At 33.8% G+C, this 23948-nt stretch carries 20 protein-coding genes; 10 read left to right on the top strand and 10 right to left on the bottom strand.

Annotation, left to right across the window (positions count from 1 at the left end; translation table 11 throughout):
* Positions 1–14 precede the first annotated feature (14 nt).
* Entirely contained in the window at positions 15–1874 is a 1860-nt protein-coding gene (mnmG, locus tag GOQ17_RS09985) for a tRNA uridine-5-carboxymethylaminomethyl(34) synthesis enzyme MnmG (protein WP_159637214.1), read from the top strand.
* 150 nt (positions 1875–2024) lie between these two features.
* The gene (locus GOQ17_RS09980; protein WP_236537118.1) at positions 2025–3581 is read left to right on the top strand and encodes an Ig-like domain-containing domain; all 1557 of its coding nucleotides are present in this window, start codon (positions 2025–2027) and stop codon (positions 3579–3581) included.
* Positions 3582–3586: 5 nt separating this feature from the next.
* Here the strand turns inward: GOQ17_RS09980 and GOQ17_RS09975 are convergent, their stop codons facing one another.
* The gene (locus tag GOQ17_RS09975; protein WP_159637211.1) at positions 3587–4105 is read right to left on the bottom strand and encodes a gamma carbonic anhydrase family protein; all 519 of its coding nucleotides are present in this window, start codon (positions 4103–4105) and stop codon (positions 3587–3589) included.
* Between the two features lie 2 nt (positions 4106–4107).
* The gene (nadB, locus tag GOQ17_RS09970; protein ID WP_159637210.1) at positions 4108–5700 is read right to left on the bottom strand and encodes an L-aspartate oxidase; all 1593 of its coding nucleotides are present in this window, start codon (positions 5698–5700) and stop codon (positions 4108–4110) included.
* Positions 5701–6174: 474 nt separating this feature from the next.
* Between nadB and nadA the strand changes: the two genes are divergently transcribed.
* The 3 genes from nadA (at position 6175) to GOQ17_RS09955 (ending at position 10365) form a co-directional block, all read left to right on the top strand.
* Positions 6175–7173, top strand: a complete 999-nt coding sequence (gene nadA, locus GOQ17_RS09965) for a quinolinate synthase NadA (RefSeq protein WP_159637209.1) — start codon at positions 6175–6177, stop codon at positions 7171–7173.
* Positions 7174–7324: 151 nt separating this feature from the next.
* Complete coding sequence (thiL, locus tag GOQ17_RS09960; protein ID WP_159637208.1) at positions 7325–8365, top strand: thiamine-phosphate kinase; 1041 nt, start codon at positions 7325–7327, stop codon at positions 8363–8365.
* 41 nt (positions 8366–8406) lie between these two features.
* Positions 8407–10365 (top strand): acetoacetate--CoA ligase, encoded by a 1959-nt coding sequence (locus GOQ17_RS09955; RefSeq protein ID WP_236537117.1) that lies wholly within the window; start codon positions 8407–8409, stop codon positions 10363–10365.
* On the opposite strand, the gene GOQ17_RS09950 is transcribed toward GOQ17_RS09955, so the two are convergent.
* The gene (locus GOQ17_RS09950; protein WP_159637206.1) at positions 10351–10767 is read right to left on the bottom strand and encodes a hypothetical protein; all 417 of its coding nucleotides are present in this window, start codon (positions 10765–10767) and stop codon (positions 10351–10353) included. The two genes, GOQ17_RS09955 and GOQ17_RS09950, sit on opposite strands and share 15 nt — an antisense overlap.
* Before the next feature lie 50 nt (positions 10768–10817).
* Positions 10818–12425 (bottom strand): acyl-CoA carboxylase subunit beta, encoded by a 1608-nt coding sequence (locus GOQ17_RS09945; protein WP_159637204.1) that lies wholly within the window; start codon positions 12423–12425, stop codon positions 10818–10820.
* 136 nt (positions 12426–12561) lie between these two features.
* Between GOQ17_RS09945 and GOQ17_RS09940 the strand changes: the two genes are divergently transcribed.
* From GOQ17_RS09940 to GOQ17_RS09930, 3 genes are read left to right on the top strand one after another with little or no spacing between them, the layout of a single operon-like run.
* A complete protein-coding gene (locus GOQ17_RS09940; protein WP_159637203.1) occupies positions 12562–13710 on the top strand; it encodes an acyl-CoA dehydrogenase family protein in 1149 nt (382 codons plus the stop codon).
* Positions 13703–14539, top strand: coding sequence for a hydroxymethylglutaryl-CoA lyase-like TIM-barrel protein (locus GOQ17_RS09935; protein ID WP_159637202.1), 837 nt, complete (start codon positions 13703–13705; stop codon positions 14537–14539). Before GOQ17_RS09940 ends, GOQ17_RS09935 begins: the two co-directional genes overlap by 8 nt.
* A 5-nt stretch (positions 14540–14544) precedes the next feature.
* Entirely contained in the window at positions 14545–15246 is a 702-nt protein-coding gene (locus GOQ17_RS09930; protein ID WP_159637201.1) for an enoyl-CoA hydratase/isomerase family protein, read from the top strand.
* 4 nt (positions 15247–15250) lie between these two features.
* Here GOQ17_RS09930 and GOQ17_RS09925 read toward each other — a convergent pair whose 3' ends face one another.
* Positions 15251–16027: a segregation and condensation protein A gene (locus tag GOQ17_RS09925; RefSeq protein ID WP_159637200.1), complete on the bottom strand. Its 777-nt coding sequence runs from the start codon at positions 16025–16027 to the stop codon at positions 15251–15253.
* A 146-nt stretch (positions 16028–16173) separates the two neighbouring features.
* Between GOQ17_RS09925 and dxs the strand changes: the two genes are divergently transcribed.
* Together dxs and dnaA are read left to right on the top strand one after the other, a co-directional pair.
* Entirely contained in the window at positions 16174–18102 is a 1929-nt protein-coding gene (gene dxs / locus GOQ17_RS09920) for a 1-deoxy-D-xylulose-5-phosphate synthase (RefSeq protein WP_159637198.1), read from the top strand.
* Positions 18103–18471: 369 nt separating this feature from the next.
* A complete protein-coding gene (gene dnaA, locus GOQ17_RS09915; RefSeq protein WP_159637197.1) occupies positions 18472–19899 on the top strand; it encodes a chromosomal replication initiator protein DnaA in 1428 nt (475 codons plus the stop codon).
* A gap of 111 nt (positions 19900–20010) precedes the next feature.
* Here dnaA and GOQ17_RS09910 read toward each other — a convergent pair whose 3' ends face one another.
* The 5 genes from GOQ17_RS09910 to GOQ17_RS09890 all read right to left on the bottom strand — a co-directional run bounded on the left by GOQ17_RS09910 (position 20011) and on the right by GOQ17_RS09890 (position 23945).
* A complete protein-coding gene (locus GOQ17_RS09910) occupies positions 20011–20403 on the bottom strand; it encodes a hypothetical protein (protein WP_159637196.1) in 393 nt (130 codons plus the stop codon).
* A 173-nt stretch (positions 20404–20576) separates the two neighbouring features.
* On the bottom strand, positions 20577–20981 hold the full coding sequence (locus GOQ17_RS09905) for a DUF4890 domain-containing protein (RefSeq protein ID WP_159637195.1): 405 nt from the start codon (positions 20979–20981) through the stop codon (positions 20577–20579).
* Positions 20982–21046: 65 nt separating this feature from the next.
* Positions 21047–22084: a tetraacyldisaccharide 4'-kinase gene (gene lpxK / locus GOQ17_RS09900; RefSeq protein WP_236537116.1), complete on the bottom strand. Its 1038-nt coding sequence runs from the start codon at positions 22082–22084 to the stop codon at positions 21047–21049.
* On the bottom strand, positions 22081–22539 hold the full coding sequence (locus GOQ17_RS09895) for a gliding motility lipoprotein GldH (RefSeq protein ID WP_159637194.1): 459 nt from the start codon (positions 22537–22539) through the stop codon (positions 22081–22083). The genes lpxK and GOQ17_RS09895 overlap by 4 nt, the downstream gene beginning before the upstream one ends.
* A gap of 23 nt (positions 22540–22562) precedes the next feature.
* Positions 22563–23945, bottom strand: coding sequence for a PSP1 domain-containing protein (locus tag GOQ17_RS09890; RefSeq protein WP_201288597.1), 1383 nt, complete (start codon positions 23943–23945; stop codon positions 22563–22565).
* Positions 23946–23948 lie beyond the last annotated feature (3 nt).

The following is a 23948-nucleotide window of genomic DNA, read 5'->3' as shown; positions in this document are numbered from 1 at the left end:
CAAGAATTTAGAATATGTTTAATAAATATAATGTAATTGTTGTTGGTGCAGGACATGCCGGCTGTGAAGCTGCTGCTGCTGCTGCTAATTTAGGCTCATCTACCCTTCTTATCACCATGAATATGGGCGTGATAGCACAAATGAGTTGTAATCCTGCTATTGGTGGTGTAGCCAAAGGGCAAATTGTAAGAGAAATAGATGCGATGGGTGGATACACAGGAATTATTGCAGATAAATCTACAATACAATTTCGAATGCTAAATAAATCTAAAGGACCAGCAATGTGGAGTCCTCGTACGCAAAATGATCGTATGAGATTTGCTGAAGAGTGGAGATGGAAATTAGAATCAATTCCTAACCTTGATATTTGGCAAGATACCGTTAAAGAAGTTATAGTTGAGGGCAACACTGTAAAAGGTGTCATTACATCTTTGGGTATACGAATAGAAGCTGATGCAGTTATTTTAACAAATGGAACATTCCTCAATGGTATTATCCATATAGGAGAGAAAAAATTTGGTGGTGGCAGAACAGGAGAAAAATCAGCTACGGGACTAACTGAACAATTAGTATCACTAGGTTTTGAATCTGGAAGAATGAAAACTGGAACCCCTCCTCGCATCGACGGAAGGAGTTTAAATTATTCTGTCATGGAAGAACAATGGGGCGATGAGGAAAGAGGAAGATTTTCTTATACTGATGTTGAAAAACCTACAGAACAAAGGTGTTGTTGGATAACTTATACAAATGATAAGGTTCATGAAATATTAAAAACTGGTTTTGAAAAATCTCCAATGTTTACAGGACGAATCAAAGGTTTAGGTCCAAGATATTGTCCATCTATTGAAGATAAAATAAACAGGTTTGCTGAAAGAGATAGACATCAAATATTCGTTGAGCCTGAAGGATTCAGAACTGTAGAAATATATGTTAATGGATTCTCCACTTCACTACCAGAAGACGTACAGCAAAAAGCATTACGCTTAATTCCAGGTTTTGAAAATGCCAAAATGTATAGACCAGGATATGCCATTGAATATGACTACTTCCCTCCTATGCAATTGGATTTGACCTTAGAAACTTTACTAGTTAAAAATCTATTTTTTGCAGGACAAATAAATGGGACAACTGGATATGAGGAAGCTGCTGCACAAGGATTCGTAGCTGGTGTAAATGCGCATCAGAAAATTAACGATTTACATGAATTAATACTAAAAAGATCGGAATCGTATATTGGGGTGCTAATAGATGATTTAGTAACAAAAGGAACAGAAGAACCATATCGTATGTTTACTTCTAGAGCCGAACATAGATTATTATTACGTCAAGATAATGCTGATATACGCTTAACTCCAATCGCACACAAATTAGGACTTGTTTCTGATGAAAGATTGAATAAAGTAAATAAGAAGATACAAGATTCAGAAAATTTGGTCAAATACATGAAAGATAATTCTGTAGAACCAAAAGATATTAATCCTATATTATCAAAAGTGGGTTCTAGCGAATTGAATCAAAAATCTAAGTTATATAATTTATTAACTAGACCACATATTAATATTAAACATCTAGCACAAGCTGATAAAAATTTTAATGCTGAAATAGAAGCCTACAATAGTGATACTATAGAACAAGCTGAAATAAAGGTGAAATACGATAGTTATTTTGAAAAAGAAATGGAAATCGTAAATAAAATGAAAAAGATGGAAGATAAAGAAATCAATCCAGATTTTGATTACAAAGCATTAACATCTCTTTCTATCGAAGCGCGAGAAAAACTATTAAAAGTAAAGCCTCGAACACTAGGTCAAGCATCTCGTATATCTGGTGTATCGCCATCAGATATTAGTATATTAATGGTGCATATGAATTAAAGAAATCATTATTTAGTGATATAAGCAAAAACTTTTATGAAGAAACACTTTATTAAACATAAACTAAAACATAATGTAAAAAGTTTGCAGTACAACTTTCTACTAATAATTACTCTCCTTATATCGCTAACATGTATTGGCTGTGCAAATATGCAAACTCCGACTGGAGGGCCGAAAGATTCGATTCCGCCTAAATTATTGGTAGAATTACCTGCTAATTTTACAAGAAATTTTAAAGCTAAACAAATAGAATTACAGTTTGATGAATTTATTAAGCTAAACAATTTTCAGAAAGAATTTAGTATTTCTCCTGATATAGATAAACAACCTGATTATAAGGTCAAAAAGAAAAATCTAATTATAACATTGCCTGATACTTTAGAAGAAAATACGACTTACACTATAAATTTTGGTAAAGGTTTAGTTGATTTTAATGAGGGCAATCCTATTGTAAATTATAACTACGTTTTTGCTACTGGGCCCGAATTAGATTCTCTATCTATATCTGGAACAGTTAAGAATGCATATACTAAAACATTTGATCCCAAACAAGATTTATCAGTACGGGTTTTACTAATTCCAACTAGACAAGACAGTATATTTGGAAACAAAAAAGCTAATATTTTTACAAATGTAGATAGTTCAGGAAATTTTATTCTTAAAAATTTAAGAGAAGATACATATAGAATTTATGCTTTAAAAGAAGAAAATAATGATAGAATATATAATAATCCAGATGAACTAATAGGTTTTTTCGCTGATTCTATTGTCCTTAAATCAGATGTAAAAGATATAAATATAGAATATTCAAAAGGAAAACCTAAAGAATTTAGAGTTAGCGAACGAAGAATTCAAAAGGACGGTAGAATTGCTATAAAATTTAATCAGCCTTTAGACTCTCCTTCTGTACGTATTATCTTTCCTGCAAATCTTCAGAGTGAAGCTATCTATAAATATGCATTAACAAATGATTCACTCCATGTTTTACTTCCAAAGCTAGAATTTGATTCTATAAAATTAGAAATTAGCGATAAGAATAAAGTATTAGATACAACATTACTTCGAAGAGGGAAGAATGATAAATACGATAGAGAATTAAAACCAATTTTAAATATAAGCAACAAAGTAGATAAGATTAATCATATTACGATTACATCTGACTTCCCGATTGCTAATATTGATAAGGAAAAACTAATATTAAAAGAAGATAGTCTATCAAGACGTAATTTTCAATTACAAAAAGACTCTATTGAATCAAATTTATATCATATACGTTTTAATTGGAGACCAAAGCGAAATTATGAACTTATATTAGAGGAAAAAGCTATTATTTCAGTTTTTAATGATTTTAACAAAGAATTAAAAACTACATTTACATTAGATGAAACCGATAATTTCGGAGATATCAAATTTATTATTAACTCACTAGATAGCAATGTGAATTATATTGTTCAATTGATGGATGATAAAATGGAAAAGGTAATTGATAGTAAATATTTGACTAATGCTAATCAATTAAATTATTCAAAATTTCCAGGAGGTAAATATATTCTTCGAGTTATAAAAGATTTAAACAATAATAGAAGATGGGATGGTGTTGATGTTTACAAAAAAATACAAGCAGAACCCATTTGGTATATGGATAAACCATTTACCATACGTGCCAATTGGGAACAAACTGAAAATATTACGCCAAAATTCGAATAAATTTTCTATTTATGATCTGTAAACCAACTCGAATATAGCACATAATTGTGTGGAAGATTTTCTAATAAAGCCATTTGCCCATCAGTAAGTGGCTTTATTTTTTTTGCGGGTACACCAGCATACAAATACCCTGATTCACAGAAAGTATTCTCCAAAACAACAGCTCCTGCAGCTATAATTACCTTTGATTGAATAACAGCCTTATCCATAACAATAGCCCCCATTCCTATTAATACATAATCCTCTATAATACAGCCGTGTACAATCGCATTATGGCCAATATTTACGTAATTGCCGATGTCAGTACCATTTTTTAAATATGTACCGTGAATAGTCACATTATCTTGTATATTGCTATAGTTTCCTATTTTAATATAATTTACATCCCCTCTCACTACAGCATTAAACCATATTGAACAATGATGACCAATAGTAACATCGCCTACAATAGTACAATTGGGCGCTACAAAAGTATCTTCATCTATAAATGGAAATGATTCTTTAACGGGTAGTATAGTAGCCATATTTATAAAATTGTATCTTCTAAAACTTTCGCATGATCTGGAAAATCCGTTGTATAATGCAATCCCCTACTCTCCTTTCGATTCATTGCAGATTTCACAACCAAATAAGCTACTTGAATAACATTTCGTAATTCACAAAGTTTGACTGAAAGCTTAGTATTTTTATAAAAAGATTCCGTCTCTTCATACAAGAAACCTAGTCTTCGCATAGCACGTTCCAAACGAAAATCAGAACGAACGATACCGACATAATCCGACATAAATTTCTGTGTTTCACGAAGATTATGGGTAACTAAAATATCTTCATTCAACAATTTTGTATTGGAATCATCCCAATTTGGAATATTTTCTTTAAAAGAAATTAAATTAAATTTATCTTTAGCACTTAAAAAAATACGATGTGCATAAACGGCAGCTTCAAGTAAAGAATTGGAAGCTAAGCGATTAGCACCATGAAGTCCCGTAGAAGAGCATTCTCCACATGCGTACAAATTATTAATGCTACTTGCACCATACTCATCTACCATAATACCACCACACAAATAATGTGCTGCTGGAGTTACTGGTATAAAATCCTTTGTCATATCTATACCGATAGATAGACATTTTTCATAAATATTAGGAAAATGTGTAAGTAATTCATCCTTAGACTTATGTGTAATATCTAAATAAACATAATCAAGCCCTGATTTTTTCATTTCTGCATCTATCGCACGTGCCACTATATCACGAGGAGCTAATGATTCACGTGAATCATATTCCTGCATAAAAGATTCCCCATTTGCACGCCGTAAAATACCACCAAAACCACGTACAGCTTCAGAAATTAGAAAAGCTGGATATTCACTTGGATTGTATAATGCGGTCGGATGGAATTGTATAAATTCCATATTACGCACTTTTCCCTTTGCACGATACACCATCGCAATACCGTCACCAGTAGCAATTGTAGGATTCGTCGTACTCGAATATACATGTCCAGCCCCACCTGTTGCTATTAAGGTTATTTTGGACAAAAATTTCTCAACTTTTCCTGTATGAGTGTTCAAAACATAAACGCCATAACATTCAATATCTGTCGATTTTTTGTCCACATGAACACCTAAATGATGTTGAGTTATCAAATCAACAGCAAAATAATGTGTAAGTATTTCAATATTAGTATTTTGATGTACTTTTTCTAATAGAGCACGCTCAATTTCATAACCTGTGATATCTTTATAGTGCAAAATCCGATGTGCAGAATGCCCCCCCTCTTTGGCTAAATCATATTCTCCAGAATCTTCTTTGTCGAAAGAAATACCATAAGCAATCAATTCTGCTATACGATCTGGTCCTTCTTTTATGACGTTTTCCACAACCTGTGGATTACACAACCCATCTCCAGCAACTAAGGTATCTTGTATGTGATTTTCGAAGCTATCTGCCTCATCTGTAACGACTGCCACACCTCCTTGAGCATACTTTGTATTGGACTCATCTTCGTTAGATTTTGTCAATATTAACACTTTACCAACATTCGCAGCCTTCAAAGCAAAACTTAAACCTGCTATACCCGAACCAACAACCAAAAAATCTACTTTTTTATCCGACATAAACCTATTTCAAGCTTAAAATTGAAACAAATTAACAAATAATGTGGATAACGTGTAAACAAAACGTGAATTAAATTTTAAAACTATTTATTATTCCACAATCACTTATAATTTCACACATGTTTCACGTGACAAGTATGGAAAAGTTGACGATATATTAACAATATTTTAACAACGAGTAATTCACATAAAAATATGGAAATTAAAAAAGCAGAAAAATCACATAATTGAAAATCAGTACTAAAGCAATTAAAAAGTGTGGATAAATTGTGGAAAAGAATCAAATAACTCAAAAACAAAATTAAAATAAAACAGTTATCCCCATTTTCCACAGACTAATAAACAATAAGATTCTCTTATATAAAAAAGATTATTATTTATTGAAAAAAAGGAATGTGAATTTCGTTTGAATTTCTTTGTTTACTTTTGTGAAGTTGATTAGTCAAACAGATTAACCCAATTACAGAAGAGAGAATGAATAACACATACGAAAGAGATTTAGAAGCAAAAGGCTTCATTGATGTTCCTGTGGATCCAAGTTTGGATTTAGTTCAAGAAATTCAACGTTTGAAAAAAGAAAAAAATGCTGTAATTCTTGCACACTATTATCAGGATGCTGAAATTCAAGATTTAGCAGACTATATCGGTGATAGTCTGGGACTTTCGCAGCAAGCTGCTAAGACAGATGCTGATGTTATTGTGTTTGCAGGTGTGCATTTTATGGCAGAAACAGCAAAAATTCTTTCGCCATCAAAAAAAGTGTTGCTTCCAGATTTGAAAGCAGGTTGTTCGTTGTCGGATTCTTGTCCGCCACACCTTTTTGCAAAATTTAAAGAGCAATACCCTGATCATTTGGTGATTACGTATGTGAATTGTACGGCAGAATTGAAAGCTTTATCGGATATTGTGTGTACTTCGAGCAACGCAGTGCAGATTGTCGAGTCACTTCCAGTTGATCAAAAGATAATTTTTGGTCCAGATCGTAATCTTGGTGACTATGTGAAGAAGAAAACAGGTCGCGATTTAGTGCTTTGGAATGGTGCATGTATGGTTCACGAGATTTTTTCACGTGAAAAAATTGAAAATTTACGTGCTGAAAATCCTGGAGCCAAATTTATTGCACATCCTGAATGTGAAGAACATATTTTGGCTGAGGCTGATTACATCGGATCGACTTCGGGAATGTTGAAATATACGATTGGAGATGAGGCTTCTACCTATATTGTGGCAACAGAATCTGGCATTTTACATCAAATGCAAAAAGCTAGTCCACACAAAACATTTATTCCTGCTCCGCCGAATAATGCTTGTGCTTGCAACGATTGTCCACATATGAAATTGAATACATTGGAGAAATTATACAACTGTTTGAAATACGATCAACCAGAAATAATTCTTCCAGAAGATGTAATCAATAGAGCACAAAAACCGATTGAAAGAATGTTGGAAATTTCAGCACGTTTAGGATTATAAAAAACTCATGTTTCACATGAAAAATTAAGTTTTCCATGGAACATACAATAAAATATTTCAGAAAATGGGGCATTTTTACATTTGCCCTATTTTTAGCCCTATTATCCAAGATAAGATTAATACGTATCTTTGTTGTGGAAAAAATGTGAATATGTTTGATAATATAGATAAAACAGATATAAATGAATTAGGTGAATTTGGATTAATCAAACACCTGACGCAAGCAGTAGAATTAACACAAGAATCTACAAATAAAGGAATTGGTGATGATGCTGCAGTAATGGATTTTTCAGGATATAAGACCTTGATTTCTACGGATTTATTGTTAGAAAATATTCATTTTGATTTGCGTTATGTACCGCTTAAACACTTGGGTTACAAGGCAGTACAAGTTAATTTGTCGGATATCTATGCGATGAATGGTATTGCTTCGCAAATCACTTTTTCTATTGGACTTTCATCCAAATTTCCTTTAGAAGCTGTTGAAGAAATCTACGAAGGTGCTTTAATTGCTTGTAAAAAATACGGTGTTGATTTAGTCGGTGGTGATACTTCAGCTTCAGCTCAAGGTTTAGTTATTTCGGTTACCAGTATTGGATATGCTGAAGAATCAAAAGTAACTTATCGTTCAGGAGCTAAAGAAGGTGATTTATTATGTGTTTCTGGTGATTTAGGTGGAGCATATGTTGGTTTGCAATTATTAGAAAGGGAGAAGAATATATTTTTAGAAAACCCTAATATTCAACCCGATCTAGAAGGAAAAGACTATATCGTAGAGCGTCAATTAAAGCCTGATGCACGTAAAGATGTAGTGGAATTATTGAGTTTTTTAGATATTAAACCTACATCAATGATTGATGTATCGGATGGTTTGGCTTCTGAAATCTTACATATTTGTAACGCTTCAAATGTAGGTTGTAAATTGTATGAGGAAAAAATTCCTTTGGATCCAATGACTTATGAGACAGCTCGTGAATTTGGTTTAGATCCTACTGTTTGCGCATTGAGTGGTGGTGAGGATTATGAATTGTTGTTTACTATTCCGCAAGCAGACTACGATAAAATTAAAGGTCAGTTGGATATTTCTGTAATTGGTTATATAACAGAGCCTTCTGCAGGAAAAGAAATGATTTCAAAATCTGGTCATGTGCATGAAATTAAGGCACAAGGCTGGAATGCTTTTAAAAAGTAAGCTAATAATTTAAGATATCAGAAAGGTCATTGTGAGTAGCAATGACCTTTTTTGTATATTTAGGTGTACCAATTTATAAACGCATGTCGACACCTTTGTGGATTCCATCACAGGAGTATACAGAATCTTCTAGTTTGTATGCTTTTCAGCAATATATTGAAAGTAAATTTAAGTTACAATTTATTAATTATCAGGAATTTCACTTGTGGTCTATTAATCATTTAGAACAATTTTGGCAATCTATTCTAGATTATTTCCAGGTATCCTATTCTGGAAATTGTAATAAAGTTTTATATTGGAATACTGCAGAAAATTTTATTGGAGCGAAATGGTTTGAAGGAATAGAGCTTTCTTATGCTGAACATATTTTCAAATCTTATAAGGAAAATGGAATTGCTATAAAATTTCAATCCGAATACGAAGATTATCAAGAAATTTGTTGGAAGGAATTACAAGAAAAAGTCAGTAAAATCCAGCAATATTTAGTAGACAAGGGTATTCAAAAGGGTGACAGAGTTGTTGGTGTATTAAATAATCGGATAGAAACAATTGCTATTTTTTTAGCTGTCAATTCCTTAGGGGCTATTTGGTCTTGTTGTTCTCCAGATTTTGGGGATAAAGCTATTATAGAAAGATTCGAACAAATCGAACCTAAATTACTTTTTATCGAAACCGAATATCAATACAATGATAAGAAGTTCTCTAAAAGGGAGACTTTTTATATGTTGGTAAGTAGGTTAATAACTTTGCAAGAGGTTATTAATCTGAATGATACTATGTGGAATACGGTATTGGATAATTATGCTCCCAAACCCTTAGAATTCGTTCGAGTACCTTTTTCACATCCAATTTGGATTTTGTATTCTTCGGGAACGACAGGAAAACCAAAGGCTATTACGCATAGTACGGGAGGAAATCTGTTAGAGCATTATAAAGCCTTGTCTTTACATCAAAATGTACAAGCTGGAGAAAACTTCTTATGGTATTCGACTACTGGTTGGATGATGTGGAATTACGCATTGTCATCGTTACTTTGTGGAGCGACACTATGCCTTTTTGATGGCATAATTAATCACAACAACCATCAGACATTTTGGAATTTCCTTAAGCAAGCTCAAGTTCATCATTTAGGTGCAGGAGCTGTTTATTTTAAATCAATTGAGCATTTGGACATCAAGGATTGCCAACCTAAAGTCATTGGTTCTACAGGTTCTCCTCTACCCGCTTCTACTTTTGAAGTCTTGCAAGCTAAATTTCCTAATGTGCATATTATTTCCTTGAGTGGTGGTACAGATGTTTGTTCTGCTTTTTTATCAGGAAATGCGATGTTGACTGTGTATTCTGGTCAATTGCAATGTAAGACTTTAGGTGCCGATATAGTGGCTTATAATGAAGAAGGAATAGAAGTAATGGATGAAGTAGGCGAATTGATTATAAAGCAGCCTATGCCTTCTATGCCTGTTTATTTTTTGAATGATGCTCGTAATGATAAGTACAGAGAAAGTTATTTTGAAAAATTTCCGAATGTTTGGGCACATGGGGATTGGATTAAAATAACTCGTGAAGAAGGAATACTAATTTATGGTCGTTCGGATGCTACATTGAATCGTGGAGGTGTGCGTATCGGAACAGCCGAGATTTATAATACTGTGAATGAATTGGGCGAGGTTAAAGATTCTTTAGTGATTACAACAGATGAGAAGGATGGTTCTTCTAAAATGTTGTTGTTTGTACAATTTGAAGACAATTTAAAATTAGATGAAGAAATCCAAACCAAGATAAAGGCTAATTTAAGAAAGCAATATAGTCCACGACATGTACCGGATTCTATTTTTCAAGTACAAGACATTCCTTATACATTGAGCGGTAAGAAGTTAGAAATACCAGTTAAAAAGATTTTTTCAGGAGTTTCTTTAGAAAAAGCAGTCTCCAAAGATATTATGCGTAATCCTGAATGTTTGGAAGAGTATTTTGTTTTATATAATTTATTGTTTGGTTAAATTATATTCATAAATTGTTCTAGAATTATTATACTTTATAGTCTTTTTTAAAATCAATTTTTTGTCTTTATAGGTACTAAAATATTCACCATTTAAGACAAGTCCTGGATCGAATTCTGTAGTCCAAGGATTTTTATCATCAAATAGTACAGTATTATCCTTTATAATATAAGTTCCACTTCCTCCTGCTGGTACTCTTGGATTTCTATTACCTGTAGATGTATACGTATTATCAATATTGAAAACAACTTCAATATCAGATGCCGATTGTTTTTTACCATCGTAATCAACAGTAAATGTTCCTTTATAAATACCAATTTCTAATTCTTGTATAGTATTGGAATTTTTCTTGCAAGATATCATTACAAGAAGTGTAAATAAAAATATTGCTAACCTTATCATAATTGTAAGTTTAATCATATAACGTATGATAAAAATAAATTGCTACAACCTTAAGTTTGTATCACACCCACATTATATCTCGGAATATCAGCGTTATGATTAGCGGCTTCTATTCCCATTGAGATGATTTTACGCGTTTTTTTTGGGTCAATGACGCCATCTACCCAAAGTCGAGCTGCAGCGTAATATGGACTTAATTGCTCGTTGTATTTATCTTCAATTTCTTTTAATAAGATTTGTTTTTCTTCCTCAGACAAGGTAACTCCTTTAACTTTCAAAGTAGCTTCTTGTATTTGTAATAAAGTTTTTCCGGCAGAAGCACCACTCATTACAGCCATTTGTGCTGTTGGCCAAGCATAGATTAATCGTGGGTCATAGGCTTTACCACACATTGCATAATTACCTGCTCCGTAGCTATTACCTATAATAAATGTAAATTTTGGAACAACCGAATTTGCCATTGCATTCACCATTTTTGCACCATCTTTAATTATTCCGCCATGTTCAGAACGCGAGCCGACCATAAATCCTGTGACATCTTGGAAAAACACCAATGGAATTTTTTGTTGGTTGCAGTTCATAATAAAACGAGCTGCTTTATCCGCCGAATCCGAATAGATTACCCCTCCCATTTGCATTTCCTGCGTTCCACCAGGTTTGTTCGCTTTCACAATCTCTCGCTGATTAGCGACTATTCCTACAGCCCATCCATCAATACGTGCTAAAGCAGAAATCAATGTCTTACCATAATCTTTTTTGTATTCTTCCAATGAGCCTTCATCTACGATGGCTTCCAAAATTTGAAGCATATTATAAGGCTTCAATCTGTCTTGGGGTAAATTTTGATAGATGGTCTCAGCTGCTAATTTGGGTAATTTAGCTTCAATTCTTGAAAATCCAGCTTGAGGATTCGCACCTATTTTATCTACTATATTTTTGATGGCATCCAAACATGATTCATCGTCGGGATACTTGTTATCTACTACTCCAGAAATTTCTGTATGTGTCGTCGCACCTCCTAAAGTTTCGTTATCAATGACTTCGCCAATAGAAGATTTAACCAAATAAGAACCTGCTAAGAACACAGAACCTGTTCCTTCAACTATCAATGCATAATCGGACATAATGGGTAAATAAGCTCCGCCAGCTACACAAGAACCCATGATGGCTGCAATCTGCGGAATACCCATCGCTGACATTTTTGCATTATTTCTAAAAATTCGTCCAAAATGTTCTTTGTCTGGAAAAATTTCTTCCTGCATTGGTAAGTAAACACCAGCAGAATCCACTAAGTAGATGATAGGCAAGTGATTATCCATAGCTATTTCCTGCGCTCGGAGATTTTTCTTGCCCGAAATTGGAAACCAAGCTCCAGCTTTTACTGTCGCATCATTGGATACTACGACAGATAATTTTCCTTTGATATACCCCAAAACAACAACAACACCTGCATTTGGACATCCTCCATGCTCTGCATACATATTATCTCCTGCAAAAGCTCCTATTTCTACATAAGACGAATCTTCATCCAAAAGGTAGATTACACGTTCCCAAGCCGTCATCTTTCCTTTTTCTTTATGCTTTTGAATTTTAGTAATTCCGCCACCTAGATGAAGTTTTTCGCGTTTTTCTTTTAATATGTCTAATAGTTTTTGCATACGTTATTTTTATTAAAATAAAAATTTACAGTTGTTTATCATATTTAATATTATAAATATGATAAAAATTAATATGTTTTTTACGATATTTATAATATCAGTAATTAGCTATATATAAACTTAGGTAAAATTCACGATGTACACGAATTATGAGACAGAGCAATTAGCTTTAGTACGCGATAGTGCTAGAGAGTTTGCAAAAACCCATATCAAGCCTTATGTAATGGATTGGGACGAAAGGCAACATTTTCCAATTGACTTATTTCATAAAATGGGTGAATATGGTTTTATGGGAATACTAGTTCCAGAAGAATATGGAGGTGCTGGACTATCTTATCAAGAATATATTACAATTCTGGATGAAATATCTAAAGTGTGTGGTTCTATAGGGCTTTCCGTTGCAGCGCATAATTCTTTATGTACAAATCATATTTTATCCTTTGCGAATGAGAGACAAAAGAAAAAATATTTGCCAAAGCTGGCCTCAGGAGAATGGATTGGTGCGTGGGGATTGACAGAAACTAGTTCTGGATCAGATGCTGGTGGTATGACAACTGTCGGGGTTAAAGACGGAGATTATTGGGTGATCAATGGTTCTAAAACATTTATAACTCATGCGATCAGTGGAGATGTAGCAGTAGTGATGGTACGTACTGGAGAAAGGGGAGATAAACACGGCATGTCAGCTTTTATTATAGAAAAAGGTACAGAAGGTTTTACTTCTGGTCAGAAAATGGATAAATTGGGAATGCGCGCTTCAGAGACCGCATTTTTGTTTTTTGATAATTGTCGGGTACACAAAGACCAAGTTATCGGTGAAGTCGGCAATGGGTTTGTTCAAGCTTTGAAACTGTTAGATGGCGGGCGAATTTCTATTGCAGCTTTGTCCTTAGGTATTGCACGTGGAGCATACGAATGTGCCTTGCGCTATGCGAATGAGCGTGAACAGTTCAATCAAAAGATATATGATTTTCAAGATGTATCTTTTACAATAGCGGATATGGCTACAAAAATTGAAGCTTCGGAGCTTTTAATTAGACAGGCAGGTTATTTGAAAGATAACAATCAGAAAGTTACGAAAGAGAGTGCGATGGCTAAACTTTATGCTTCGGAAGTCGCAGTAGAAGTAGCTAATCAATCTGTGCAGATTCATGGTGGATATGGTTTTACAAAAGATTATCCTGCCGAAAAATATTTTAGAGATGCTAAGCTGTGTACCATAGGAGAAGGTACAAGTGCTATTCAAAAAATGGTGATTTCACGAGAAATAAAAAAGGATGTTTGATAATATTTCAATAATAGACTGTCCTCGAGATGCAATTCAAAGTAGAACAGTTCTAATACGTCCTGAGAAGAAAATTGCACATATTAATAATTTAATAAAAAGTAATCTATTTGAATATATAGATTTCGGGTCATTTGTGTCCCCAAAAGCCGTTCCGCAGATGGAAGATACAGGTTATGTAGTTCAAGGTATAGAAAAGGTTAATAATACAAAGTTACTGGCAATTATAGCCAATAAAAAGGGTGCTGTGTATGCAAAAAAGTATGCTGAGATTGATTATTTAGGTTATCCTTTTTCGATATCAGAAACTTTTCAGAAAAGAAATACTAATTCTTCAATAGATGAATCTTTTGATACAGTAAAGTCGATAATAGATGCAATAGCTGGAAAACAAGAGCTCGTTGTTTATATATCTATGGCATTTGGGAATCCTTATGGTGATGCTTGGAATGAAGAATTGGTGTTAACTTGGATACATAAAATTAAAAATTTGGGTATAAATAGATTTTCAATTGCGGATACAACAAGTGAAGCTACTCCCAAATTGATCAAATCATTATTCAAAAATTTATACAAAGAATTTCCTAACTTGAATTTAAGTGCGCATCTTCATAGTAACCCAAATGAAACTATGGATAAAATAAATGCTGCTTACGATGGTGGATGTAGACGTTTTGAGGGGGCTTTTTTAGGTTATGGGGGTTGCCCATTTGCGAAAGATGAATTAGTAGGTAATATTCCCACTGAAATGTTATTAGAAAGATTCGATAAAAGTAACTCTATGGATATTAATAGATTAAAAATTAGTTTTTTCGAAATGATAAGTTAAAATCTATGTACAAATATATTAAGGTAGAGAAAAAAGAACATCAGTTTGTCTTGACATTGGCTAGACCTGCTAAAAGAAATGCGTTTACGCCGACAATGGTCAATGAGATTTATCATGCTTTTCAAGAGGCGAATGATGATAATCAAATAAAAATTGTCGTTATTAAAGCAGAAGGACCTATTTTTTGTGCAGGAATGGATTTAAAAACTTTTGAAAATCCTACACTAGATGAAATCAATCCTAATATCACCAATAAAATTATTTCGTTAGGTGAAGTCTTTGATAGTTTATTAAAGCCTTCTATTGCCATAATTGAGGGAAATGTAATTGCAGGTGGATTTTTAATAGTATTGGGTTGTACATATGTTTTTTGTAAACGAGATGTGCAGTTCAAACTACCAGAGCTGGAGATAGGTTTATTTCCTTTTCAAGTGATGGCAAGTCTATTGAAAGTAATGTCAGAAAAGCAAGCTTTACAACTGTGTCTACATACTGAATATTTTGTTGCTGAAAAAGCTAAAGAATACGGTATAGTCGATGGTTTTTTGGAAGAAACAACTATTGAGGTACTTACTTCTTCTTTTGCCAATAGATCTACAAAGGTGTTAAAGTTAGGTTTTGAAGCTACACGAAATCTTCCGACTATAGATTACAGCGAACGGTATAAATATTTAAAAGATGTATTGGATGATTTGAAAGAAAAATAAATAACTATTCTTCTTCTACCATAGATTCCTCAATTGCATTGGGATTTTTTGCGGCTACTTCAAAATTGTTGTACCCCAAACCTACTTCGATTTCTAAGAGCTTTTGTTGTAGCATTTCCAATATTGCTAAGAAATTGAACACAAACTGAACTTTATTTTCTGAGTTTTTTAAGATTATTTGGAAGTCTAATTTCTTATTTAAATCCAATAGTGCAGAAAGTGCATCTTTTTGTTTCTCTATGGTGTAAGGAAACTTAACTACGGTGTGTGTGACAGGAACGACGCGATGTGTAAAATGATACATCATTTTTTCGTATACCATCATCAATTTATACAAATCAAAAGAAGCTAATTCTTCCTCTGATATTTGTCTTTTGGTATGTTTTAGATCAAAAGCAATGTTTGCACGTTGATGTAACTTCTCTCTATTTGCTTCTAATTCTTTTAAATCCACACAAACATCCTTGAATTGTTTGTAAAGGATAAGTTTTTGAACTAATTGTTCTTTTAGGTCAACTTCATTTTCATTTTCGTCCAAATCAGGACGAGGAAGCAACATTTTGGCTTTAATACGCATCAAAGTAGATGCGACAAAGATAAACTCCGAAGCTAATTCAATATTAAGGGAATGCATCTTTTGGATGTAATCCAAGAAATCATCGGTAATCTTTGATATAGGAATATCGTGGATATTAAGCTCATCACGTTCAATAAAAAACAATAATAAGTCAAAAGGACCCTCGAATTGATCTAGCTTTATTTCGTAATTTGTGGCTTCCATATAATGAATCAAAAATACGCATTTAGTAATAATATTTCTTTTTAACGTGAAACTAAAACTTTGGGACTAGTTTTTTGTATATATATACGATAGTTAAAGGAATAAATTTGTTACTTTGTAACTTGTTTTCAAACTTATTTTAAGGTATGCAAATAGAAGCAGGAGCACTTTTAAAAAACATTCTTTATCCTTCGGATTTGCGAAAGCTTAAAGAATCGGATTTAGAAGAGGTTTGTAAAGAGCTCAGACAGTTCATTATTGATATAGTTTCTGTCAACGGTGGTCATTTTGCGGCAAGCTTGGGTGTCGTAGAGCTGACAGTAGCTCTTCATTATACGTTGAATACGCCTTATGATCAGATCGTATTTGACGTTGGTCACCAAGCCTATGGTCACAAAATATTGACAGGTCGTCGCGAACAATTCCATACGAATAGAATATTAGGTGGTATTTCGGGTTTTCCAAAACGTGGAGAAAGTGAATATGACGCTTTCGGCGTAGGTCATTCTTCTACTTCTATATCTGCTGCGTTAGGTATGGCTGTTGCATCTGCGTATAAAGGCGAAACAGATAGACAGCATGTCGCTATCATAGGAGACGGAGCTTTGACTGGAGGTATGGCTTTCGAAGCATTGAATCATGCTGGTATTGAGAAATCCAACTTGTTGGTTATTTTGAATGACAATTGTATGTCTATTGACCCGAATGTGGGGGCATTAAAAGAATATTTGACAAGTATTACCACTTCGAAAAGCTACAATAAATTCAGAGATGAATTAATTTCTATTCTAGCTAAAATTTCCAAAAATGGCCCAGATGCTTACGGATGGGCTAAAAAAATAGAACAAAGCATAAAAGGTACGTTGCTCAAAAATGCAAATCTCTTTGAGTCTTTAAATTTTAGATACTTTGGTCCTGTCGATGGACATGATGTAAATAAATTAGCGAAGACATTAGAAGATTTAAAAAATATAAGTGGGCCTAAGCTTTTACATGTGGTTACTGTAAAGGGTAAAGGATATTCACTTGCAGAGAAAGATCAAACAAAGTGGCATGCTCCAGGTCTATTTGATAAAATAACAGGAGAAATCAAGAAAACTGTATACGAAAGGCCACAACCGCCAAAGTACCAAGATGTATTTGGTCATACTTTAGTAGAGCTAGCTGAAGCTAATAATAAGATCATGGGAATAACACCAGCTATGCCTAGTGGATCTTCAATGAATATCATGATGAAAGCTATGCCGGACCGCGCTTTTGATGTCGGTATAGCAGAGCAACACGCTGTGACGTTCAGTGCAGGGTTAGCGACACAAGGATTAGTGCCATTTTGTAATATTTATTCTTCTTTTATGCAACGAGCATATGACCAAGTGATACATGATGTAGCATTACAGAATTTGAATGTCGTATTTTGTTTGGATCGTGCAGGGTTGGTAGGTGCAGATGGTCCTACACACCATGGTGCTTATGATGTAGCGTTTATGCGTTGTGTTCCAAATTTGACTATTGCAGCGCCAATGAATGAGGAAGAACTACGTAATATGATGTATACTTCACAATTGGATGATATGGGACCTTTTGTGATCCGATATCCTAGGGGAAATGGAGTAATGCCAGATTGGAAGCGTCGATTTAAAGCGTTGCCTATCGGAAAAGGTAGAAAATTAGTTGATGGCGAAGAAGTGGCTATAATAACACTAGGTCATATAGGTAATGAAGCTAGTAAAGCTATAATTGAATTGAATACAGAAGGAATTTATCCTGCGCATTACGATATACGTTTTGTTAAACCAATTGACGAAGATTTGTTACATGAGGTATTTCAAAAATTCAGTAAAGTCATCACGGTCGAGGATGGTGTCTTGCCAGGAGGTTTCGGGTCAGCTGTTTTAGAATTTATGGCAAAAAATAATTACTCAGCTCAAGTTATTCGATTAGGAATACCTGATGAAATTGTCGAACATGGCGAGCAATCTGAACTTTGGCGTATTTGTAATTACGATGCCAAAGGAATTTTTGAAGAGTGCAAAAAATTGGTTAAAACACTTCCTACGCAATCTCAAGTAGGATAATAGCTTAGTCATAAAAATATAATTGAAGAGCCACAAAATTTGTGGCTCTTTTTGTTTTAATATTATGAAAAATATTACTTAATTTAGGTGTAGAAAGTTTTCCACAGACCAATAAATAAACCGTAAGAATTACTTTGATTTCTAATGTATATTGACGTTATGAAAGTAGTGTGGAAAAGTTTGATTTGACATCAAAACATAAGCCTTTGATTACTTAAAAATCATTTAATTAATTGAATATCAATGAAGTGTATTTTTTTTATACTTTCACTTTTTTAGGTCGAAAATTTTTGTCATCTTCGTTGAAAGGGAAAGTTATAAACAATTTTTTTATCAATAATTGGTTATCAAGTTATTAACAATTTAAGAATGGAAAAAACGTATACAAGTGTTTGGAATAATTGTCTTCAAGTGATTAAAGACAACATTCCTGCGCAAAGTTTTAAGACATGGTTCGAGCCTGTGAAAGCGGTTCGATTGGAGGAAAACGTTTTAACTATTCAAGTGCCTAGTTTATTTTTTTACGAGTGGTTGGAGGAGCATTACGTAGGTATCTTACGTAAGACGGTGAAGAAATTTTTAGGTGAACAAGGAAGATTGGAGTATAATATTGTAGTAGAGAAGTCATCTGCCAATACGCCTTATACTACTAATCTACCATCTAATGGAAATGGTGCCGAAGGTAAGAAGCAGTCTATACCTGTCCCTGTAGCATTAAACAAAAATATAAAGAACCCTTTTGTCATTCCAGGACTTAAGAAACTACAAGTAGATCCACAATTAAATCAAAATTACACATTTGAGAATTTTGTTGAGGGTGAGTGTAACCGTCTGGCTCGTTCAGCAGGATACGCAGTAGCGAATAAGCCGGGAGGAACTTCTTTTAACCCATTAATGCTATATGGTGATGTAGGTTTAGGTAAAACGCACTTAGCTCAAGCTATCGGTAATGAGATTAAGAAAAATTTGCCAGACAAATTAGTCATCTATGTCTCTTGTGAAAAATTTTGTCAGCAATTCGTAGATTCATTGAAAAATAATACAATCAATGATTTTGTGAACTTTTATCAAGCTATGGACGTTATTATTATGGATGACGTACACAACTTTGCTGGTAAGGAAAAAACACAAGATATTTTCTTTCACATTTTCAATCATTTGCACCAGTCTGGTAAGCAGATTATCCTTACTTCGGACAAAGCGCCAAAGGATTTATCAGGATTAGAGGAGCGCTTATTGAGCCGTTTTAAATGGGGATTATCTGCCGATATTCAAGTTCCTGATTTGGAAACAAGAATGGCAATCTTGAAAAAGAAAATGTACTCTGATGGTATTGAGTTACCAGAGGCTGTAGTAGAATATGTAGCAACACAAATTGATAACAGCGTACGTGAATTAGAAGGTGCGATGGTATCGTTGTTAGCACAATCTACATTGAACAAAAAAGAGATAGATTTGAACCTCGCTAAATCTATGCTGAAGAACTTTGTGAAAAATACACATAAAGAAATTTCGATGGAATACATCCAGAAATTAGTTTGTGAGTATTTTGAAGTTCCAGTAGAGATGGTTAAATCTAAGGTGCGTAAGCGTGAAATTGTACAAGCGCGTCAAATCTCGATGTACTTAGCAAAGAATCACACTAAATCTTCGCTTAAGACGATAGGTAATTTCTTTGGGGGACGTGATCACTCCACTGTTATCTATGCTTGTCAAACTGTAGAGGATTTGATAGAAACGGACAAGAAGTTCAAGACTTATGTCCAAGACATTCAGAAGAAATTAAAAACTTCTTAGAAAGTGCTTTATATTTAGTGACAAAGAAAAGGCGGAAATTTATTTTCCGCCTTTTTGGGTAATTAATAAAAATTATTGATATTCTAAATAGCAATAAATTATTGGGAGTTTTTAATTGTTTCCTTCTTCGTTATTCTCTTCCTGTTGTTGTCCTTGCTCCTCTTCTTTTTTACCTTGTTGATCTTCGAGGTACTTAGCAAAAGCAATTTTTTGATCATCATTCAATTGTTCCGAAATCTTTTGATGTGCAGCTGCTTTTGTAGCGTCAATTTGTTGTTTTGCAACATCGGCTGTCAACGTCGTATCTGATTTAATAGCTTGTTTCGCATTTACTTTCTCCAACACGATAGTAAATATAGCCGCTTGTTGATCTTCATTTAATGTCAATACCTGTGTCAATTCATCAACTTTTTGTTTTGCTTTTGTTTCAGGATTTACGTCTTGTGCAAATGTTAATGTAATTGCGAATAAAAAGCTCAGACCTGTTAAAATTAATTTTCTCATAGCATTTAAAATTTATGTGTATACTCAATTATTAATTCATTCACTACTATAACTGTCAAAGGGGTGAAATGTTGTGTTTATTGTATCTGTTCTGTTACAATTTAACATGTTTTAACAAAAAAGGGCTTATTTCCACGAAATAAGCCCTTTTTAATATTGATAGATATACTAAACTAGTTATTGGAATTATTGGGACTTTGGCCTCTTTGACCTCCTGATCTTGGACCTCGTTGTTTAGCCAGCTCATCATATTTTTTTATTTGTTCTTCGTTTAAGAAAGTTTTAATCTTAACATTCTGTTTCTCACGTAATGCTTGAAATGATTTCATGTAAGCCTCACGATTGCCAGAATTAACAGCGTTATCTTTAAAAAGCTTTTGTTGCTCAGTGGAGGAACTCAAAATGTATTTGTGAATTGAATCTTGTTGTGTTTTTGAGAGATTAAGTTCTTTGGTCAAACGCTCTACTTGCATTTTGGCTATTTCTTCAGGGCTTCGTTGTTTACGTTGACCACCTTGTTGTGCATTAGCAAGTCCGAGGCTTAATACTAATGCTAAAACTGTAATAATGCTTTTCATAAGTTCAAAAATTTTGTTGATGTTAAGTTTATAATAGACCTTAGACGCAAGCATGAAACAATAGTTTAATTTAAATTTTGAGAAATGTAGTTCTCAATAAAATGATCGAAAGTGATTTGTTGGTGATCCGCAGATTGCAAATGAATTGGGATATAATATAACGGATAGTTATTAAAATAGCTTGTGTCGGTGCGTTGCATATCTTTCTCTGTCGTAAGAATTATTTTATTAGAAGAAGATAATGCGTCGAATTCTGTCTTAATTCTATCAAAATCAGTTGTTTTAAAATTGTAATGATCCGAAAATTTTACCAGTTTGACGGTATTACCTTTATTGATAAGGTATTCCACCAAAGGTTTTGGATTAGCTATGCCACAAAAAAGAACAATTTCTTTGTTTTCAAGTTTATCTTTTAAATACTCTCCTTGTGGATCTAATGGGGTATCATAAGCGATCTTGGTGTAGAAAATTGGAGCAGTATTATATTTTCTAATCAAATGTTCTATATGTTCTTTCTGCTTGCTTGTGATGTGTTCTGGACATTTTGTGATAATGATAAGATCTGCTCTTTTGGTCGAAGAAAAAACATCCCGGAAATCACCAGTGGGAAGCGTAAGAATAGGTTTCATTAAAGAGTTGAAATCAAACAAGAGAATAGAAAATCCAGGATTCAATTTTCGATGCTGATATGCATCATCCAGAATAATAACTTCATGATCATCTTGCAGTTGTTCAATTCCCGCACAACGATCCTCTTGAATAGCAACAGTTATTTCAGGAAACTTTGATTTGAACTGTAGAGGTTCATCCCCTACTTCTAATGCTGTAGAATTTAGATCAACATACCTAAAACCTTTTGTTTTGCGACCATATCCTCGACTTAGCGTAGCTATTTTATACTTATCCTTTAAGAGTCTTATGAGGTATTCTGTAAGTGGACTTTTGCCTGTTCCACCAATAGCAAGGTTTCCAATTACAATGATAGGTGTTTTGAAAGACTTGCTTTTAAGTATTTTTTTGTCGTAGAGAAGATTCCTCAGCCAAATTATACTATGATAAATAAGTGTAAAAGGTAGTAGTATCCAACGCAGTAGAATTATCATTTTTTAATGATTTTGATGCCGACATCAGCAACCTCAAGTAATGGGTTTACGCGCATGTTTTGTTCTAGACCAAAGGTGTATGTTCCAGTATCGGGAAACACAAAATCAGATTTAGCTAAATATTGAATTTCATATAAAGAGCCTGATAATTTACCTGTCCATTTTCCGTCTAGTTCTGCGAGTTTAATTTCTTTACGATATGCAGTATCTATTAAACTATTTCCTTTCTCATGAAGAAGAACATATATATTCGAAAAATCATAAAGATTAGTATGTCTTAAGTTGATGAATACATCATATTTGGCAGTCTTATCATTAATTTTAATATCAAATGAAGGTATTTGATTGTAATTCCAAGATCTATTTGCTATCTCTTTATTTTCTTCAAAATAAGCATCAGTTGTACAAGAAGAAGCACAACAATATATAGCTAACAATGTAAAAAACCGTTTCATACTAAAAAATATAGGTGGTGAAATTATTCACCACCACTGTGTTGTTTATTATCGTTTGATTTATTCCTATTTCGATTATTATTAAATCTCCGTTTTTTCTTTTGCTCAGGAGACTTTTGTGCATTCTCGATAGGTTTTACATCATTATTAACCTTTTTCTGATCTTTTGGCGTATTTCTGGGTCTTTGTTCTTTCGTGTTTTGAATAGGCAACGACCTCTCATTATCAGCCTTATTACCTACAGCTCCTTGTTTTGCTTTTGGTCTTTTCTTTTTGCGTTTTTTGGATTTGTCATCCAATCTTGTCAAGCTATCTTGTCCGACAACATTTTCGTAATCCAAAATCACAGGTTTAGCGACTTCTTTTTGAACTGGAGCAAAATCAAGACTATCTGGTTTATCTCCTTTTTTATTAATTTCGGATAGCTCTTTCACTTTATTAATAGGAAGTGGAATCCAGCTTTCAGCACCAGGATAAGAAAACCACATAATCTTTTTGAAGATGTCTGTTTTTTGCAAATAAGCGACACCGTTTCGAGTTTCTATACGGTCGACATCGTTTGGAATATCTTTTAATGCGTCCATATAACTGTCCAATTCGTAGTTAAGACAACATTTCAATTTACCACATTGACCTGCAAGTTTTAAAGTGTTCAATGAAAGGTTTTGATAGCGTGCCGCCGATGTAGAAACAGTTTTGAAATCTGTCAACCAAGTCGAACAACATAATTCACGACCGCAAGAACCAATACCACCTAAACGACTAGCTTCTTGACGCATTCCAATTTGACGCATCTCAATACGAATACGAAATGCCTCGGCCATTTTTTTGATTAATTCACGGAAATCGACACGTCCTTCGGCTGTGTAGTAGAAGGTTGCTTTTGTCTTGTCACCTTGATAATCCACATCAGAAATTTTCATGGAAAGACCCAAATCCAAAGCTAATTTACGTGCTTTGTGCATGGTTTCCCATTCCAATTCTTTGGCTGCATTGTATTTTGCGACGTCTGCTTCATTAGCCTTCCGGTAGATTTTCTTCTCAACGGTCTCTGGGTTGACATTGTTTTTCTTCAATTGAAGACGAACCAATTCACCAGTTAATGACACATGTCCAATATCATAACCTCCTGTCGAAGGCTCTACTACGACCATCTCGCCCATTTCAAGATAGATATTATCCGTATTGACAAAGTAATCTTTGCGCGATCCTTTGAAACGTACTTCTACTATATTGAATGGTTTATAATTTGATGGCAAATCCATATCGGAAAGCCAGTCATATACATCTAATTTATTACATCCGCTGGTCATGCAGGTACCGTTATTATTACAGCCTGCAGGTACTGTTCCTAATTTGCTGCTAGTACCACAACCTCCGCCAGATGAGCAACTGCCACATCCCATATT

The sequence above is a fragment of the Sphingobacterium composti genome, from assembly GCF_009829075.1.
GTDB classification, from domain to species: Bacteria; Bacteroidota; Bacteroidia; order Sphingobacteriales; family Sphingobacteriaceae; genus Sphingobacterium; species Sphingobacterium composti.
The sequence above is the reverse complement of the archived record's forward strand: the minus strand, read 5'-3'. Positions and strand labels throughout refer to the sequence as shown.